The following is a 16,635-nucleotide window of genomic DNA, read 5'->3' as shown; positions in this document are numbered from 1 at the left end:
CATGAAGCTGGCGTACGATCCGACGCATTTCAGAGATTCACTGTCACTGGAAGAAATGATCTTCAAAGTAGCCGATCTGGGCTATGAATACATCGAGCTGTCCCCGCGGGAAGATTTTTGCCCGTTCTATAAGTATCCGAAGGTTGACAAGCAGAAGATCAAGCAGGTCAAGAAGTGGATGAGCGAAGCAGGTGTGAAATTCTCCTCCCTGCTGCCGCTGTACCACTGGGCAGGTCCGGATGAAGAGAGAAGACAGGCGGCGGTACGCAATTGGAAACGGGCCATCGAGATTGCCGTTGAACTGGATATTGATCTGATGAACAGTGAATTCAGCGGTTCCAAATACGAGCCATTCATCTGTGAAGAGAAGTTTGTGAAATCCATGGACGAGCTGATTCCGGTATTTGAAAAGGAAGGGATACGCCTAAATTTGCAGGCTCATCCGTATGATTTTATCGAGACGAACACAGGAGCCATTGATATGATCCGCGCGCTTGATCGTCCATGGATCAAGCTTGTGTATTCCGTTGCTCATACCTTCTTCTATGATGACGGCGTGGGCGACATAGCCAAGATGCTGGATGATGCGGGCGACCTGCTGGATCATGTGCTGTTCGCGGATACCTTTAACCATAAAGCGGCTTACGGGCTACGCTACATTGTCAATCCGCCGGATGCGCAGGTAACGGTACACCAGCACCTGAATATAGGTGAAGGCGACGTGGATTTCGATACGCTGTTCCGGAAGCTGCGTGAGATGAAATTCGATGGAATTGCAACCAATGCAGTATTTGCATACAGCGACAAGCCGGAAGAGTCGAGTGCCATCATGCTGAAGAAGATGAAGGAAGGGTTAGGCCTCAGCTAGAAGCGAAGATCAGGGATGGAGGTGTTGGGCATGCCCTTGGTATCCATGAAAGAAATGCTGCTACAGGCCAAGCGGGAACAATACGCAGTCGGCCAGTTCAATGTGAACGGGCTGTCCTGGGTTCACGCGATTCTGGATGCGGCACAACAGGAAGAAGCGCCAGTCATTGTGGCGGCATCAGACAGACTGATTGATTTTCTCGGCGGGTACCGGACCGTTGCCGCCATGGTGAACGTGCTGCTGGAGGAAAAGAACATCCAGGTACCGGTGGCGCTGCACCTGGACCACGGCAAAACAGTAGAAAATTGCCTGCGTGCGATCGATGCGGGCTTCTCTTCTGTCATGTTCGATGGCTCTCACGGACCGATCGAGGACAACATCAGAGATACGAAAAAAGTAACGGCTTATGCCGCCAGTCGTGGCGTGTCTGTGGAAGCCGAGGTGGGAACGGTCGGCGGTATGGAAGACGGCCTGATCGGCGGGATTCAGTATGCTAGTCTGAACGAATGCATCCGGATTGTGGAAGAGACGGGAATTGACGCCCTTGCCGCTGCTCTGGGTTCCGTACACGGCAAATATGCAGGCGAGCCCAAGCTTGGCTTTGCGGAGATGGAGGTGATCTCCCAAGCAGTTGGCATTCCGCTGGTGCTTCATGGGGCTTCCGGTATTCCGCTCCATCAATTAAAGCAGGCGATTGAGCTTGGTCATGCCAAAATTAATATCAACACCGAATGTGTCACCGCCTGGTCACTGCAGCTGCGAAAAACACTGGCGGAAAACTTGGAGACCACGGAGCCGAGACTCATCTTGATGCCTGCCAGGGAGGCGATCCGCGAGACCGTCCGCACCAAGATTCGCCAGTTTGGCTCCAGCGGCAAAGCTGCCAGTCTGCAAAACAAATAGCGGTTCACGAAAAAACGGCACAGCCCTGGCATACTCTTGGCGAGTTGGCGGGGTTATGCCGCTGTCATTGCTGCAGAATCAAGGCGTTACAATCGTAATGCCGTTTTCCAAAGCGTACTGCTGATAGCTGCTGTTCGGTACACTGTTTGTAATGAGGTAATCAATATCGCTGAGAGCGCAATAGGTTGTGAGCGCATATTTGTCGAATTTGCTGTCATCAATCATTAAAAAAACGTTTAAGCTTTTCTCTACTACCGTACTCTTGATATCTGTTTCCAAGGGCGACGAGTTGGTCACACCATTCGTAAGGGAGATTCCGGTGGAAGCGACGAATGCTTTATTGATGTTGTATTTTTTCAACAGTTCGATGCTCTGAAAGCCTACAAAAGAGTTGGTTTTGCGTTCCAGCATACCTCCGGTTGAAAAGATGGTCAGCGATGGGTAAGCTTTGGCTTCGTGAATAAAGTCAAAATTATTCGTAATCACCGTAAGCTGTTTGTGGTGTACATAAGGAAGAAGCTCCAACGTAGTTGTTCCGGAATCAACAAAGATCACGTCCCCGTCCTCCACGAATTGGGCTGCAAGCTTGCCGATTTCCTGTTTCTTGGTTAAATTTTGGTCCCTTCGTTCATTGAAAACAACAAGAGTTGAATGGTTTACGGAAACTCCCCCATATACTTTCTTTAAAATCCCCGATTCGACCAAAGGTTGTATGTCTCTGCGTATTGTATTCATGGAAACGCCAAATTTGTCGACAAGCTCCTCCAATGACACCGATTCATGTTCGAATACATATTCTTTGATCTGGTTAATGCGCTGTGATTTGATCATTTTTTGATTCTCCTAGTGATAAATTCAGTAAAACTCCTGATCAAGTATTAGTTAATTTTATTGTAAGCGAGAACAAGAAAAAAATCTAGAACAGACACACGGTGCCTTGCTTTGGACAAAAGAAAAATTTTACTTTTTTCTAATACGTACAGGCACGGATGGGCAAGGGCCCACATAGAATGAACAGACCGCAAAATGATACGAAGGCCGGTATCAGGCAAAAATTCAGGAGGTGTCATCCGTGCCCGGACTGTTTACTGCAATTGCCCTGTTTATCAAGGAACTGACCCTGCTTGTTTCGTATGTCAAAAACAATGCGTTCCCCCAGCCGCTCAGCGAGCAGGAAGAAGCCAAGCATTTAAAGCTGATGGCCGAAGGCAACGCACACTCCCGCAATATGCTGATCGAGCATAATCTGCGCTTAGTGGCACATATCGTCAAAAAATTCGATAATACCGGCGAAGACCTGGAGGATCTGATCTCCATCGGCACCATTGGGCTCATCAAGGCCATCGAAAGCTTCCAAACCGGCAAAGGCACCAAATTGGCAACATTTGCGGCCAGGTGCATCGAAAACGAAATCCTTATGCACTTGCGTTCCCTCAAGAAAACCCGCAAGGATGTCTCCTTGCATGATCCTATAGGGACTGACAAAGAAGGCAATGAAATAACTCTGATCGATATCCTCGGCTCCGAGGATGATGACGTGATCAATACGGTGCAGCTCAAGATCGAGAAAAGCAAAATCTACCGCAATCTCGACATCCTGGATGACCGCGAGAAGGAAGTGGTGATCGGGCGCTTCGGCCTGGAGACGGGTGGCGAGGAACGGACCCAGCGCGAAATCGCCAAGGAACTGGGCATCAGCCGCAGCTATGTGTCGCGGATTGAGAAAAGGGCACTGATGAAGTTGTATCATGAGTTTTATAAGCAGAAGGGGTAAAAGCAAATAATACTTTACATAACAGGCGCACCGATAACGGTCGTCTGTTTTTGTTTATTTGAAAGTGAAATGGTTCCTGCTCTGTCGATATCAAATTATGATATACTCACGTTATATGATGTAAATTGGATGGTGAATACTGAATGGAGCGTATCCAAGATCTGGGCAAGCTAATTAAACTGACTGGAGACAGAGCCAAACTGGACGCTAAAGCAAATGGCACATACATTGTCTATAAATCACCGGATGGTCAGTTTATAAAAGAACATAGCAATGGCAAGATTGAGCGAATCAATGAACAGGAACTTCATCATGATTGATCCGATTGCAACGATGTTTATATTCGCTGGTAACAATGGTAGTGGTAAAAGCACAATTCGCAATCTACTTATTGATAAACTTGGTATAAGTGTAAATATCGATCCTGATGCTCTAGCCCGGAGAATTGATCGTGATAACCCTGACCGGCGTAAAGTATCGGCGGGGAAGGAAGCGATTAAATTAGCCAGGGAATGTATAAAGAATAAACGGGATTTCAGCGTAGAGACCACCCTTGCCGGTGGTAATGTGATTCGACAAATGCGTGAAGCCAAAGACCATGGCTTTGAAGTGATCATGTTCTTTGTGGGGCTTGGGGATTATCGACTTAATATTGAGCGTGTCGCTGCACGAGTTCGAAATGGAGGTCATCACATTGAGACTGCTGATATAATAAGGCGGCATCAGACTTCAATGGATAATTTGCTCTCAAATCTTAGTCTTATTGATCATTTAATTGTGATCGATAACAGCAGAGCGGATGGAGTAATTGTAATAGAGGCAGTTGGTGAAAACATAAGACATCATGTGGCGACTTTACCGGATTGGGTACAAGTCATCGCTCGTCACTTGGAAAACAAAATTACCGATCATTAATAAACAGACGACTGTCTTATCTCAGTTGTCTGTTTATTTCATTTTTCTATTGTTTCGTGTCCATATCGTCAAAAAATTCGATAATACCGGCGAAGACCTGGAGGATCTGATCTCCATCGGCACCACTGGCCTCTTCCAAACCGGCAAGGGCACCCAATTGGCAACGTTTGCTGCCAGGTGTATCGAAAACGAAATCCTCATGTACTTGCGTTCCCTCAAGAAAACCCGCAAGGATGTCTCCTTGCATGGAGTTTTATGAGCAGAAGGGGTAAGTAACAATTTCAAATGTCAAGAATTCTAGCTCCAAAAAGCCACAGTGAAATTATCTCCGCCAAGTACAACCTAAAAAGCATTATACAGCCTTAGTTATGAAGGGAAATCGCAAGTGAAATGGGTATGTCTGCGGGTGCGCTGATTGAATATATACAAAATGGATTTTACTTTCATAATTCTTCTGGCTCATCCATGAACCATGAAATGTAGGAGCAATTTTGACAAACCAATATTGTTGCATTGCGGTTGGCCCAGTCAAGTCCCAAGAAAGTAGCTCCTCTTGAATTTAGTTGTCGATAGTCTTTCTCGAAGGTATCGTTCCTGCAACATGGACAAAAAACCTTAGTGTTATTTATGTGAAATTCCATAAGAATCACCCTTTCAATTTTATGATTACTACGTACTAACCTAATATTTGGTTTCTTAGTAACATCACGGCCCCGAGAAAGGCAATGTACCTGCCACGATTACCCTTTATTACAACCCTATTAATGCTATTGTTATATATAAATCTGATGATCTGAGTGCTAAGATGGGGTCGAGCTCAAAAACAAGGTAATGGCTTTTCTGAGTACCTTTGATTATGACGAGAAATTTATATTTGAAGAAAGAGATGATCCGGTGGAAAATCTACAAGGGAAAATGCATAAAACCTTCAAAGGCTACAATTCTTATGAAATAGTTGATGCCGACACGTCATTTATCTACAAATTAGCTACTATTGTTACTGAAAAGTTTCATTTTACTCATATCAATTCAATAACGGGGCCTGAACAAGTTTTCATGGATTTTGAAAAAGGTGGGAATATGATAACTCTTGGATGGGATATTTGGAGCGGTTGTTTTGTCATGGCTCATGACAATGCAGGTGACAAGTATATTGAGGAATTAGGAAAGTATTTAGACACCTTACCTTGCTTTGCTAAAACACAAGAAAGCGGCAAACTAAGATAGTGGAAATAACTTTTTGTTTGCCGCTTTTTTTAACTAATGTATCCCGTTGGTATTAATATCTTTTCCGATTTTCTCCAGGAGATTTTTTGCGTGTATGACTTCTGTGCATTGTATTCTTCATACTGCGGCGCTTTTTATTTGTACTTAATATACCGACACCTGGCGCACCGTATCCGAGACCGGGGTAATAACCTAATCCCGAACCTGGACCTCCAAAACCAAGACCTGGTGCAAATCCTACTCCCGAACCAGGGAGACCCACCCCAAAACCAAAACCTGGCGCACCAAATCCGAGACCGGGGTGAAAACCTAATCCCGAGCCTGGACCTCCAAAACCAAGACCTGGAGCAAAGCCCACTCCCGAGCCAGGGAGACCAATAGCTTTTACTCGAGCTTTTTTTCGAGCCATTTTCTCACTCACCTTTTATTTATTTTCCAAAGGAGATAAGTCGCATTCAGATTACAAAAGTAAGGCAAACATGAGCAACAGGACATCAGGAAAATGGAGACTACAACCTTCGGTACCTGAATATGCCGTTTAGTCCCCCCTTTCAGATAGATGGTATAATTTATGTGTAAATTGGAGTATTCGAACTAGGTCAGCTTATCAATTTTTTAGGCAATTTAGAAACATAGCTTTTCCAATAGGAACAAACAGCCGGATTATCGATTAGCTTTGCAATGTCTGTATCTGTTTGTATGGGCAATAAAAAACAGCTTCAAGCCATCCATAAGATGGCTTGAAGCCGCATGATCAATTAATCGTTCGAGCCCGATCTTGCTTCCAATTCTTGTCGGATGTTGCTTTCGTTTTTCTCATATTTTACATACTTCAACATAATCATTGCTCCAACCGCAAAGAAAATGGCCGGCAGCCAGGTGAAGCAAAATTTAATGGCCGCCAAGGATTGAGGCGTCTGTGCTGTATTTGCGACATAACCTGCACTATCCAAAATCAAGGAAGGAATAAAGCTGCCTAGTCCAGCACCCAACTTGATGCAGAATGAAATTCCGACTGCCGTCAAAAAGCCGCTGGCTCTAATGCCATTTTTCCATTCCCCATAGTCGACAGTATCCGAAAGCATGGCAAAAGGCAAGGTAACGGCTATACCCGTTCCTAGAGAAGCTATTATCCATCCCACGATAATCAGCGTAATGTTACTGCCGGAGAACCCGATAATAATTTGACCCAAGGCGGCCAGTGTTAACCCAATAATTTGTGTATGGGACTTGATCAGACGTTTGACCAGATATGGCAGTACCGTGATTGAGATCATTTGGACAACGACAAGACCATTTAATAAAGCGGCCCAATTTTTATGGCCCAAATTATATTCGGTGTAATAAATTACGGTCGACGTTCTCGCTGTGTTTCCTAACCAATAAAAAATGAAGACTAAAACAAGTGTAATCCAAGGCCAATTCCCTTTAATGGCGCGAAAGCTTTGACGAATGGAGATGGATTTGGCTTTCTGGGTAATCCCAATTTCCTTTGTTCCGCTAAAAGCGAAGAGAAGAAGCAGAATAGCTGCGACTGCAAATATGCCAACGGTCATGCTAAATCCTAATTGATCGTTTCCTTGTCCGAAGAAATCAACTAATGGGAGCGCAAACGAAGCGGTAATCAAATACCCGATCATGCCTCCATTGCTTCTCCAGGAATTTAACCGGACTCTTTCATCGGAATCGTAGGTCAGATTTGGCAGCGCGGACGACATGGAAGCACTGATGCCCGTATAAATAACACCGGCTAAAATATAGGTTACCAATGCATAAATCGTTTTTGCGCCTTGCGATAGATCCGGAGTCAGAAAAGCCAGAAAAACGGAAATGCCAAAAGGAACAGAAAGCCATAACCAGTAGGGGCGGCTTTGTCCCCATTTTGTACGCGTATGATCAATCACAATTCCCCAAATCGGAGCATCGAGAGCATCAACAAACCGTGCTATAAGCAAAATCATACCTGCTGCGGCTACGGAAATACCAAATACGTCCGTGTAAAAATACATGATGAAGCTCGTAAGGGTACAGTAGAGCAAATTTCCCGCCGTATCGGTGCTGGCAAAGGCCAGTATTCTTTTTAAGGATAACTTCGATGGTTTTGGATCCGTGACGCTATCCTTTTCGAATTTGAGAGCGTTTTCCATTTTTTATCTTGCCTCCTCTACTGTTTTTAAAGGAATAAACCGTCCTTCAGCATATAGAATTTTCTCTGCCATTTCTCCATGTAGAGCAATAAAATGAGCATCAGCTTCGTAAAAATGGTATTCTGTCGGGTATGGAGCGTAGCTGTGAATTAAAAGCCCTTCCTGAGTATGTTCAATACAGCCATTAATCGCTTTTATTTGATTGTCTTCTTTGTACAAGAAGGTTTTTTTGCCAAAGCCATCGAGATACGCTGCAAGTTCTTCTCCCATATCCCAGTCAGCGGTTTCTTCTTCTTTGTTAAACAGCTTCGAAAAAATGCCGCCATCTCGATAGAAGGTGGATTGTCCAAACCGGTTTCTTGATAAATCGGGACGATTGAAATGGGGGCCCCCGACACTATAGGTGGAAGCTGCTTCCCCGGTATTCAGCCTCTTGTCGGTAGCTTTTGCATCGGTATCATAGCAGTATAAAATGCCTGCAGTAGCTCTATAAGCAGCTTTCAAATAACGGGTATCCTGCAATTTCTCGTATACTTTTAGAGTAGCCGCAGCCGTTAATCCCCCCCACAAGGAGTGAATCATATAAGAGAGCGCTTCCCACCAGCGATCCGGATTTTGGGCTCTAAAGTCATTGGAGAAACCTATGTTGGCGAGCAGTAACTCTCCATACTTTTTGGCGGCTTCGATATGGCCGGAGCTTGCTAATGCGCCTGCCGCCGGGCCAAATCCGGCATTGTCATAAAAGTGCTCGGTTACCGCCGCTTTATATGCATCGCTGTCTTCTGCGACTTTTGCAGCGATATCAGACCATAATGCCTGTATTTCCTTATACTTATCTGTTAATCCCCGCTTTTTTATTTCATCCAGCAAACCATCAATATACAGGAAGAAGGTACCCAACATTTTGGCTTCTTCTTTTCCTCTAACCGTGTGGTGCAAGTCTGGGTTTACCCGTAACCGAAATACTTCCGCTGCCCACTCTAAATAAGTCTCAGGGGTGTTATATTTTAATAGGTTTTGGTCAAAACGCGACAATAAATAGAAAACATGTCCTATATATTCATAATCCATGCAGCGATAGAACTCGCCATAAAGGAAGGAGGGCTTTAAGAAGTCTCCATTAACAAACCATTTGGGGCGAATATAATTTACGCAGCTTTCTTCCACCTTTTGCACTTCATTAATATTAGGGAGGTCATCCAATAGGTTTTTTTTCAGGACAAAACTCAGCTTTCCGAGCGACTCTCCCTGATTGGAAACAGGAGAATAGGAATACGGAGCATCCCCATCGGGACCGCTATAAAGTGCATTGCTGATATATTCTGCTCTATTGTTGATCATGCTTTGTATAGGCTTCATCACATTAATAACAATGCTATCCACTTTTCCGTTATCGAGCTCTATTGAAAGTTTATGTTCACCGGGTACATCGAATATCATAGTAGCTTGATAACTGCTGTCGCTTTTATTCATGAATGACATGATATTTTGTGTCTTACTGGCTTCATTTGAATCCTTGTATTCTACGAAAGCATCTTTCAAAGAAAGATGGGATGGTAATGTAAAAGAGAAATTATAAGGCTGTTTGGTTATGGCAAGCGGTTCAAAATAATAGACGGGGTGTCCATATTTTTTCCCTACCTCATAGAAATTTTCTTGATTCTCAAATGCCTCAAGCACAAATTGCCAAGTCTTTTTTTCATCCGCTTTCATTAAGAACCCATCTTTGGCATAAATCCAGTCGGAGTTCGTAAATCCTTGAGGGTATCCGCCTGCTAAAACCAACTGGTGAAATAAAACGCCATCCAAGGAAGGAGAAACGTTTTCAAAAAATCGATTTTCATATTGGCAGTAGGTTCCTACCGATTTGGTTTCGCCATCCAACTGGTAAAGGCCCAAATGGGGGGCCGTATGGCTTCTTCTCACACACGCCAATTTCGTGAAGTTCTTTGAAATGGACGGAAAAACCGCTGCTGAATGATTGGTTTGAAGATTCAAATCGTTCATTCGATACATCACATAAGCAAATGAGGCCCAGACTCTGAAATCGGGAATGGAGACATCATGCTGTGTACGATTGATCAATTGAATCGTCCAAAATAAGGAATCGGCAGACTGTTGCAAATCATAAGTAAAAAGGACTTTCACTTCATCCAAAACATAGGTTATTGTTGCGACTTCTTCATTTATACTCAAATTCCCGACCAATTCATTGCTGTTATATTTTTTATCGTTTATGGCAACACAGAAGTTCCCAAATAATTTATCCTTGTCCTTATAGTCTGCGCTTTCTAAATATTTCTCATCGACAACCCAATTCATCCGGTGGGGATCATTCTTCAGGATTAGTTTTGATACATTTCCATTCGGACGGAAATCAATGATGAAATTCTGGTTCTCCACCCCGAGCCCTCCTTTGTTTTATCTGGATAAAATATTAATCAAGATAATGATAGAAAAATGAAGAAAATTTAAGATAATTGAAGAAAACAATTATTCATTAAAGCGTTTACTGTAATCGCTTACTATCAAGTATAATAAAAAGCAATCATAATTAAATAAACGATTACAATAGGTTTTTATACATTTTCACTTTTGGTGATACGAATTTACGATCATGGCATATCCATTGGAGGGAATATTCATGAATGAGGATTTGATTGTATCTATCGCAATTCCGCCCTTTCCCATATTTATTGAAGGAAACTTAACCGAGTATGGAATAGGTGCTTTGCATCCGGATAGAAGGAACCTGGACTATTTCGACATAATCCTTGTTAAAGAAGGGGCTTTGTACTTAGGAGAAGAAGGGATCGAATATACGGTAAGGAAAAATGAGATGTTGATTTTGCTGCCTAATAAACACCATTATCCATTAAAGCCAACGGATGAAATAACAAAATTTTATTGGATTCACGTTTTTACCACTGGCAACTACGAGCAAAGCAATCAAGCAAAACAGTTGGAGTCCAACATTCCAATTCCTTCGCTTCATTTTCATAATAAGTTTCATACCATTCATCTTTCTAAAAAATGTAAGCTCATTGATACGGATGATATTTACGAAAAAATACAAGAGCTGCTGGTTGGTACGACGAAAAAAGATACAAATATATCGTTTTGGGATATCCAACAACGATTCTTTTCTCTATTAAATCTCTTGGACGGACACAACCAGGCTAAAGATACAAGCGTTTTAGTTGCTGAAAAAGTAGAACAATTTATTCGTGCGAATTTTAATAAAGATATTACAAACGACACTTTAGTGGCCAAATTTAATTTGCATGAAAATACGCTTGCTAAATATTTGAAACAGTATTACGGATATACACCCATGGAATATTTAAAAGAATACAGGTTAGAACAGGCTAGAAATCTCTTGCTAAAAACAGATTATCCCATAGAAAAAGTAGCTGAACTTTGCGGTTATAACTGGGTTCCTTATTTCTCCAGATTATTCAAACAGAAATTTAATATTTCTCCGCTGCAATATCGAAAGAATCATATCGGGACAAAATAGCAGGGAAGATACCGGACAGATAAAGAAGGTAATGAAATAAGAGGAAACCTCGACATTCTCAATGAGCGCGAGAAAGTGATCGGGCGCTTCGACCTAGAGACAGGCGGAGACGAACGGATGCAGCGGGAAATCGCGGAAGAGCTACGTTGAAGATTCGTTCCGAATATCACTATACTTAGTAACAATAAAAAAGATAATAAGATTTCTATTATTAATAATGACACAATTAAAGCGCTTGCAAGATTTGAAAAAAATTTCAGATTATATTAATATAATTGCTCCCTGGTCCACCCTATAAAAATATCTGGGGGATGCCCTTTTAAGCTTTTAACGGGCTCAACGAATTGGAGTACATCGGCTGCAATACGGAATGTTTTCCGCCAAGGCGTTGGTTTTACATTTAACGAGGGGGCTGGTGCAATCATGAAACGCTTTTTTCTACTGTTGTCCGAACCGTTTCGAAGAAGCATCCGGAACAAGCTTCTGCTTGCCATGATCATGCTTGCAGTTCTTCCGGTTATCGCCGTTACCGCACTTGCGGCAGAAAACAGCCGACAATCGATGGAAGACGAAGTCATCAACACGAATCTGTCCAATATCAAATGGACCGGCATCTATCTTGGAGAGCAATTCGGCCGGCTAAACAGCTTGATTTATTCCATTTTGCTGAACGAGCATCTGAGCGAAAATATTATGGAAACGGAGGACGGCAGTTTATCGAGGCAGTTCACTGCTCAGCGCAATATCACCGATATGCTTAGCTCCGTTTTAAACTCGGCCAATACAAATGTGATCAGCGCAGAGCTATATGTGCGAGATAGCGGCAAGCTGTTCAGGTTCAGCTCCGACGGCAGCGAAATCCGTTCTCCCGCTGAGATTCCCGTTCCATATAAAGAATTGTTCGATGAGAAGCAGTATATTATGATTCGTACTGATCCGCGGAAGCAGGGTCAGTTCGAGCTCACCCGAAGCGTCAACCGATTCGAGAACCGCCAGGCTGTAGGGGGTGTGACGCTCGGCGTTCGCTGGACATATCTAGACCAGACACTGGCGTTGCTGAATCCCGGCCCGAATCAGACCGTAATGCTAGCTGATAAAAATGGTAGTATTCTGTATAAGCAAGGAAGCGGAACTCCTACATTGGATGCGGGAAATTTGATCAATTTACCGCGCGACCAACCGGGTTATGTGCATACGAGGAATGCTTACATCTTCTATAGCTCGGTCGATCCGTCGGGACTTATGCTAGTGAAGATTATTCCAACAAACGCCATCAATCAGAGCGCACGCTCGACGATGAACTACGGCTTTATTGTAGGAAGCATTTCAATAGTGGTTGCCATTATACTCGCCGTCTATATCGCTTACCGCATGTCACGACCGATCGTAATGCTAGCCCGCTCCATGCAGGGGCTTGGACCAATTGTTAGTGATGTCAAACCTGTGGATATTCCGGTTAGCGGCAGAATCGACGAAATCGGTTGGTTGGAGACTCATTTCGTAAATATGACTGGGCGAATCAGGGAGCATATCAAGACCGAATATAATATGAAGTTGGAAAAACAAACAGCCGAGCTCAAAGCCCTTCAAGCGCAGATTAACCCGCATTTTCTTCAGAATACGCTTCAGATGGTTGGCAGCATGATCTATGATAAGAAACCAAAAGAGGGGTATAAAATCATCAAATCGCTTAGTGCCATGTTCCGATATGTCATCCGCGAACCAGAGGACATGTCCTCCTTACGCGTCGAAATCGGCCACCTGCAGCACTATATGCAAATTCAGAAGGAACGCTATGGCTCGCGGCTTACGTACACGTTTATAGCGGATGAAGAAATAATGGAATCAAGAATTCCCAAGTTGACCCTGCAGCCGATCGTAGAAAATTCCTTTTTCCACGGCTTGGATACTAAACCGGGAGATTGGCGGATCGATGTTGGAGTCCGCCTCGAAAACGGAGAGATCGTTATCCGTGTGCGTGATAACGGCGTCGGTATTTCCCCTGTTCGACTAGAAGATATTCGGAAAGAACTTGCAGATAGAGGAGGTTTACAAACAAAGGGCAGCCGGATCGGTTTATATAATGTTGCTTTGCGCATACGCATGCACTTCGGGGAGCGCTATGGGGTTGAGGTGGAGCAGGCTTCTGGCGGTGGAACGGTAGTCACCGTACGGATGCCGTACGTGCAGGAAGGGAGGGATGAATCATGATCAAAGTTATGATTGTAGACGATGAGCAGTGGAACCTGAATCTGATCCGCAAAGTTGGCAAATGGGGGAAGCTTGGAATGGAAGTGGTCGGCGAAGCGAACGATGGTATTGAGGCTGTCCAGCTACTCGACACCGTAAAGCCGCAGATCGTGATCACGGATATGCGGATGCCTGGCGTGGATGGTGTCGGGTTGTTGGAAGTGTTAAACGACCGCTATCCGGCGATCCGTTCCATTGTTGTCAGCGGCTATGAGGACTTTACTTATACAAAGCACGCCATCCGCTATAAGGCGGTGGATTACCTGTTGAAACCGGTTGACGAGGAGGAACTAAACGACGCACTGTCAAAATGCAAAGCTGAGATTGAAAGCGCAGAGGAAGGGGACAGGACGGTTACACCTGATCCGGAATTGTCTAGGTCTGTTGCCCTGCTGAAGAATCAGCTTGCCTACCATTTCAACGATCTAAACGCTTCCGGCATTCAAAGAGTGTTTACACAGTTGGAGCAGGAAAAGCTATTATCTGCCGATGGCGCGTCCGGCATGATGGCGCGCCTCGCGGAGGAGCTGCACATACTGCTGCTGGAACTGTCAGCCGCGAACGAGTTGAAGGACGAGCGAAGACAGCTCTTGGACGAAGCGCTTATCCATCATAACAGTACTCCGCAGATGACTGTCGCAGCGATCTGCGATGAGTACCTGAGTGCCCTGGAACGGCTCATCCAGCGGCGAAAATTCAAGAACAAGCTGAACGTGGAGGAAGTCAGACAGTTCATCGACCGCCATTTTGAAGAGCCATTGTCGCTCGATCGTCTTTCCCGACTATTCTTCGTCAGCAAGGTATATCTCAGCAAGACGTTCAAGCAGAGATACGGCCGTAATATCACCGATTATGTGCTCGAAGTGCGGATGACCAAGGCTCGCGAATGGCTGGTGGAGGAACGGCTTTCGATTAAAGCGGTGGCTGAAATGACCGGTTATGATGATATTTCATATTTCCACCGGGTTTTCAAGAAGCACTTTGGTGTCGCACCGGGCGAGATGCGCAGAAAAGACCAGGTATAAAATTATCCTATCGAAGAGGATAAATCCGTCCAGATAATCGCTTTAAATTGAACGCTATACTGAAAGCGTTATCATTAAGGTGATTTGAGGAGGTATTCAGTGATATGAAACAGGTATGGAAAGGCATAGTCAGTACGGTACTTGCCGCCGTTATGCTGCTGAATGTGGCGTCGACCGTGAAGGGCGACTCTTTGACGCAGTGCGGGCAGTCGGTTCCCGACAAAAGCTGTCCATGGCCGACCCGGTACGAGGGGGCATCGCCTCGGCCAACAACGATCCCGGCTTTGCGTGAGTGGACGGCCGCGTCAGGCTCGTTCCAGATCGGCTCAAACTCCCGGATTCTCATTCGTCCCAAAGACGTACCTGAACTTAGATCCGATACCAGGACCTTCGCCGATGATCTCGAAGCGATGACCGGTAATGCCACTCGTGTCGTTGTTACGAAAGCGGATCCTGAACCTGGTGATGTATTACTTGAACTCCGCTCAACGGACAACGAGATTGGTGACGAGGGATACAATCTCACGGTTGGAGCCTATGTGAAAATCAAAGCGAACACATCAACCGGCGCCTTCTACGGGACCCGCACACTTCTCCAGCTGCTGCGACAGTACCCGTCGGTGCCCGCTGGTGAAGCGCGGGATTGGCCGCGCTACTCCGAGCGTGGACTGATGATCGACATAGCCCGCAATTACTATTCGTACGACTGGCTTGCGGAACGCGTCCGGGACATGGCTTACCTGAAGCTCAACTATCTTCACCTCCATTTTACGGACGATCAGGGCTGGCGCATCCAAAGCGACCAGGGCCTGCATTCGTCAGAGTTCCTCACCAAAAAACAAATCCGAAGCCTCGTGAAGCTTGCGGAGAGCTACCACATCACGGTCGTGCCTGAGATCGATATGCCAGGGCACATGGGCTGGGCGTTAAAGTCTCATCCCGAATTCCAATTAAAAGATGCAAATGGCTTCGTCATCCCCAACAAGATCGACTACTCGATTCCTGAAGCTCGTGAGTTTCTGTTCACTCTTGTGGAAGAGTACCTGACCCTTTTTCCGGGACAATATTGGCATATGGGAGCTGACGAGTTCCTCGGAGAAGCAGAATTTGATAACTTTCCACAACTTGAACAGTACGCTAAGCAGACCTACGGGCCACTTGCTACGGCGAAGGATGGAATTCATGGATTAATTAACGAAATCAATGCGCTGGTCCGTGCACAAGGCAAAACATTACGGGTTTGGAATGATACCCTGACGCTCGGATACACTGTTCCGGTTGACAAGAACGTTAACGTGGATTGGTGGACGGACTTGAATACTCCAATCCCATCTACAAATCCGATGTCACCTCAAGAGCTATTGCTCGAGGGATATAACGTTCAAAATGCCAGTTTCTGGCCTACTTATGACTATAACGATATCGGTAGTCCGCCCCCGCCTTCGATTAAGGGCATGTATGAAGTCTGGGCTGTGCAGCGCTTCCATGGTTTTGTTTATTTTGACGAGACTGCCAGCGCGGCACCATTCAGCGATATCGACCCGGCTGAACCCCAGAATCTCGGTTCAGTGGTCCACTTTTGGAACGACGGCAATGAGAATGACTACACTGAAGCACAAACGGCCGCATCGATCTTTCCAAGGCTACGGGTGATGGCGCAGAAGACCTGGGAGTCCGCTCCACTCGTAACGACCTATGTAGAGTTCCAGCCAATCATTGAGAGTGTCGGATCAGCAACCTACGGTCAGTCGGCCGACGCAGAGTTCCAGCCAACCATCGAGAGTGTTGGATCAGCAACTTACGGTCGGCCAGTCGACGCAGGGGCAAAGCGTAATTAAGGTGGTCGTATTGGCCCATTTGCCAGCTGTGAATTATCCAGCATGGGCAGACAGCCGATCCAACGCCACACTTTACTCTCCTATTTTTGGTGTAAAGGCATGTCCTTCTGCAGGTGGCAGCAGGTGAGGAGGACATGTTATTTCCCGGTCTTTGACCGGGATTTTTTT

14 protein-coding genes and 2 pseudogenes are annotated in these 16,635 nt (G+C 45.1%); 12 read left to right on the top strand and 4 right to left on the bottom strand.

Translation table 11 applies throughout. The annotated features are described in order from the left end of the window. The first annotated feature begins 1 nt into the window (after position 1). Positions 2-868 carry a sugar phosphate isomerase/epimerase family protein gene (locus ACI1P2_RS12735; RefSeq protein ID WP_355320228.1) on the top strand — a complete coding sequence of 289 codons (867 nt, stop codon included), beginning with the start codon at positions 2-4 and terminating at the stop codon, positions 866-868. 30 nt (positions 869-898) lie between these two features. Next, complete coding sequence (gene fba, locus ACI1P2_RS12730; RefSeq protein WP_355320227.1) at positions 899-1,771, top strand: class II fructose-1,6-bisphosphate aldolase; 873 nt, start codon at positions 899-901, stop codon at positions 1,769-1,771. A 78-nt stretch (positions 1,772-1,849) separates the two neighbouring features. Here the strand turns inward: fba and ACI1P2_RS12725 are convergent, their stop codons facing one another. After that, entirely contained in the window at positions 1,850-2,602 is a 753-nt protein-coding gene (locus tag ACI1P2_RS12725) for a DeoR/GlpR family DNA-binding transcription regulator (RefSeq protein ID WP_355320226.1), read from the bottom strand. Between the two features lie 241 nt (positions 2,603-2,843). Here ACI1P2_RS12725 and sigK point away from each other — a divergent pair, with 241 nt between their 5' ends. From sigK to ACI1P2_RS12700, 5 genes and pseudogenes are all read left to right on the top strand, one after another. Beyond that, complete coding sequence (gene sigK, locus ACI1P2_RS12720) at positions 2,844-3,545, top strand: RNA polymerase sporulation sigma factor SigK (RefSeq protein WP_355320225.1); 702 nt, start codon at positions 2,844-2,846, stop codon at positions 3,543-3,545. A 143-nt stretch (positions 3,546-3,688) separates the two neighbouring features. Then, on the top strand, positions 3,689-3,865 hold the full coding sequence (locus tag ACI1P2_RS12715; RefSeq protein ID WP_355320224.1) for a hypothetical protein: 177 nt from the start codon (positions 3,689-3,691) through the stop codon (positions 3,863-3,865). Then, positions 3,858-4,460, top strand: coding sequence for a zeta toxin family protein (locus ACI1P2_RS12710; protein WP_355320223.1), 603 nt, complete (start codon positions 3,858-3,860; stop codon positions 4,458-4,460). The genes ACI1P2_RS12715 and ACI1P2_RS12710 overlap by 8 nt, the downstream gene beginning before the upstream one ends. A 25-nt stretch (positions 4,461-4,485) precedes the next feature. Then, positions 4,486-4,707, top strand: a pseudogene (locus tag ACI1P2_RS12705) (sigma factor); the annotation flags it as partial. A 584-nt stretch (positions 4,708-5,291) separates the two neighbouring features. Further along, positions 5,292-5,687: a hypothetical protein gene (locus ACI1P2_RS12700; protein ID WP_355320222.1), complete on the top strand. Its 396-nt coding sequence runs from the start codon at positions 5,292-5,294 to the stop codon at positions 5,685-5,687. Between the two features lie 52 nt (positions 5,688-5,739). On the opposite strand, the gene ACI1P2_RS12695 is transcribed toward ACI1P2_RS12700, so the two are convergent. The 3 genes from ACI1P2_RS12695 to ACI1P2_RS12685 form a co-directional block, all read right to left on the bottom strand. Continuing rightward, complete coding sequence (locus tag ACI1P2_RS12695) at positions 5,740-6,096, bottom strand: hypothetical protein (RefSeq protein WP_355320221.1); 357 nt, start codon at positions 6,094-6,096, stop codon at positions 5,740-5,742. Positions 6,097-6,445: 349 nt separating this feature from the next. Beyond that, positions 6,446-7,834: an MFS transporter gene (locus tag ACI1P2_RS12690; protein WP_355320220.1), complete on the bottom strand. Its 1,389-nt coding sequence runs from the start codon at positions 7,832-7,834 to the stop codon at positions 6,446-6,448. Positions 7,835-7,837: 3 nt separating this feature from the next. Continuing rightward, positions 7,838-10,237 carry a hypothetical protein gene (locus ACI1P2_RS12685; protein WP_355320219.1) on the bottom strand — a complete coding sequence of 800 codons (2,400 nt, stop codon included), beginning with the start codon at positions 10,235-10,237 and terminating at the stop codon, positions 7,838-7,840. Positions 10,238-10,478: 241 nt separating this feature from the next. On the opposite strand from ACI1P2_RS12685, the gene ACI1P2_RS12680 reads away from it, so the two are divergent. The 5 genes and pseudogenes from ACI1P2_RS12680 to ACI1P2_RS12660 all read left to right on the top strand — a co-directional run bounded on the left by ACI1P2_RS12680 (position 10,479) and on the right by ACI1P2_RS12660 (position 16,467). Then, positions 10,479-11,354: an AraC family transcriptional regulator gene (locus ACI1P2_RS12680; protein ID WP_355320218.1), complete on the top strand. Its 876-nt coding sequence runs from the start codon at positions 10,479-10,481 to the stop codon at positions 11,352-11,354. Between the two features lie 36 nt (positions 11,355-11,390). Then, positions 11,391-11,498, top strand: a pseudogene (locus ACI1P2_RS12675) (RNA polymerase subunit sigma-70); the annotation flags it as partial. 279 nt (positions 11,499-11,777) lie between these two features. Continuing rightward, positions 11,778-13,565: a sensor histidine kinase gene (locus ACI1P2_RS12670; RefSeq protein ID WP_355320217.1), complete on the top strand. Its 1,788-nt coding sequence runs from the start codon at positions 11,778-11,780 to the stop codon at positions 13,563-13,565. Then, positions 13,562-14,629 carry a response regulator transcription factor gene (locus ACI1P2_RS12665; RefSeq protein ID WP_355320216.1) on the top strand — a complete coding sequence of 356 codons (1,068 nt, stop codon included), beginning with the start codon at positions 13,562-13,564 and terminating at the stop codon, positions 14,627-14,629. Before ACI1P2_RS12670 ends, ACI1P2_RS12665 begins: the two co-directional genes overlap by 4 nt. A gap of 104 nt (positions 14,630-14,733) precedes the next feature. Next, positions 14,734-16,467, top strand: a complete 1,734-nt coding sequence (locus ACI1P2_RS12660) for a beta-N-acetylhexosaminidase (protein ID WP_355320215.1) — start codon at positions 14,734-14,736, stop codon at positions 16,465-16,467. The last annotated feature ends 168 nt before the right edge of the window (positions 16,468-16,635 follow it).

The sequence above is a fragment of the Paenibacillus jiangxiensis genome (assembly GCF_046098255.1).
Taxonomy (GTDB): Bacteria; Bacillota; Bacilli; order Paenibacillales; family Paenibacillaceae; genus Paenibacillus; species Paenibacillus jiagnxiensis.
Note: the sequence above shows the minus strand (reverse complement) of the source record. Positions and strands in the feature narration are given on the sequence as shown.

Excerpts from the sequence above, each read along its gene's own strand:
- ACI1P2_RS12710 (WP_355320223.1), top strand. The coding sequence starts at position 3,858 with ATGATTGATCCGATTGCAACGATGTTTATATTCGCTGGTAACAATGGT.
- fba (WP_355320227.1), top strand. The coding sequence starts at position 899 with ATGCCCTTGGTATCCATGAAAGAAATGCTGCTACAGGCCAAGCGGGAA.
- ACI1P2_RS12695 (WP_355320221.1), bottom strand. The coding sequence starts at position 6,096 with ATGGCTCGAAAAAAAGCTCGAGTAAAAGCTATTGGTCTCCCTGGCTCG.
- ACI1P2_RS12715 (WP_355320224.1), top strand. The coding sequence starts at position 3,689 with ATGGAGCGTATCCAAGATCTGGGCAAGCTAATTAAACTGACTGGAGAC.
- ACI1P2_RS12680 (WP_355320218.1), top strand. The coding sequence starts at position 10,479 with ATGAATGAGGATTTGATTGTATCTATCGCAATTCCGCCCTTTCCCATA.
- ACI1P2_RS12670 (WP_355320217.1), top strand. The coding sequence starts at position 11,778 with ATGAAACGCTTTTTTCTACTGTTGTCCGAACCGTTTCGAAGAAGCATC.
- ACI1P2_RS12660 (WP_355320215.1), top strand. The coding sequence starts at position 14,734 with ATGAAACAGGTATGGAAAGGCATAGTCAGTACGGTACTTGCCGCCGTT.
- ACI1P2_RS12700 (WP_355320222.1), top strand. The coding sequence starts at position 5,292 with ATGGCTTTTCTGAGTACCTTTGATTATGACGAGAAATTTATATTTGAA.
- ACI1P2_RS12735 (WP_355320228.1), top strand. The coding sequence starts at position 2 with ATGAAGCTGGCGTACGATCCGACGCATTTCAGAGATTCACTGTCACTG.
- ACI1P2_RS12690 (WP_355320220.1), bottom strand. The coding sequence starts at position 7,834 with ATGGAAAACGCTCTCAAATTCGAAAAGGATAGCGTCACGGATCCAAAA.
- ACI1P2_RS12725 (WP_355320226.1), bottom strand. The coding sequence starts at position 2,602 with ATGATCAAATCACAGCGCATTAACCAGATCAAAGAATATGTATTCGAA.
- ACI1P2_RS12665 (WP_355320216.1), top strand. The coding sequence starts at position 13,562 with ATGATCAAAGTTATGATTGTAGACGATGAGCAGTGGAACCTGAATCTG.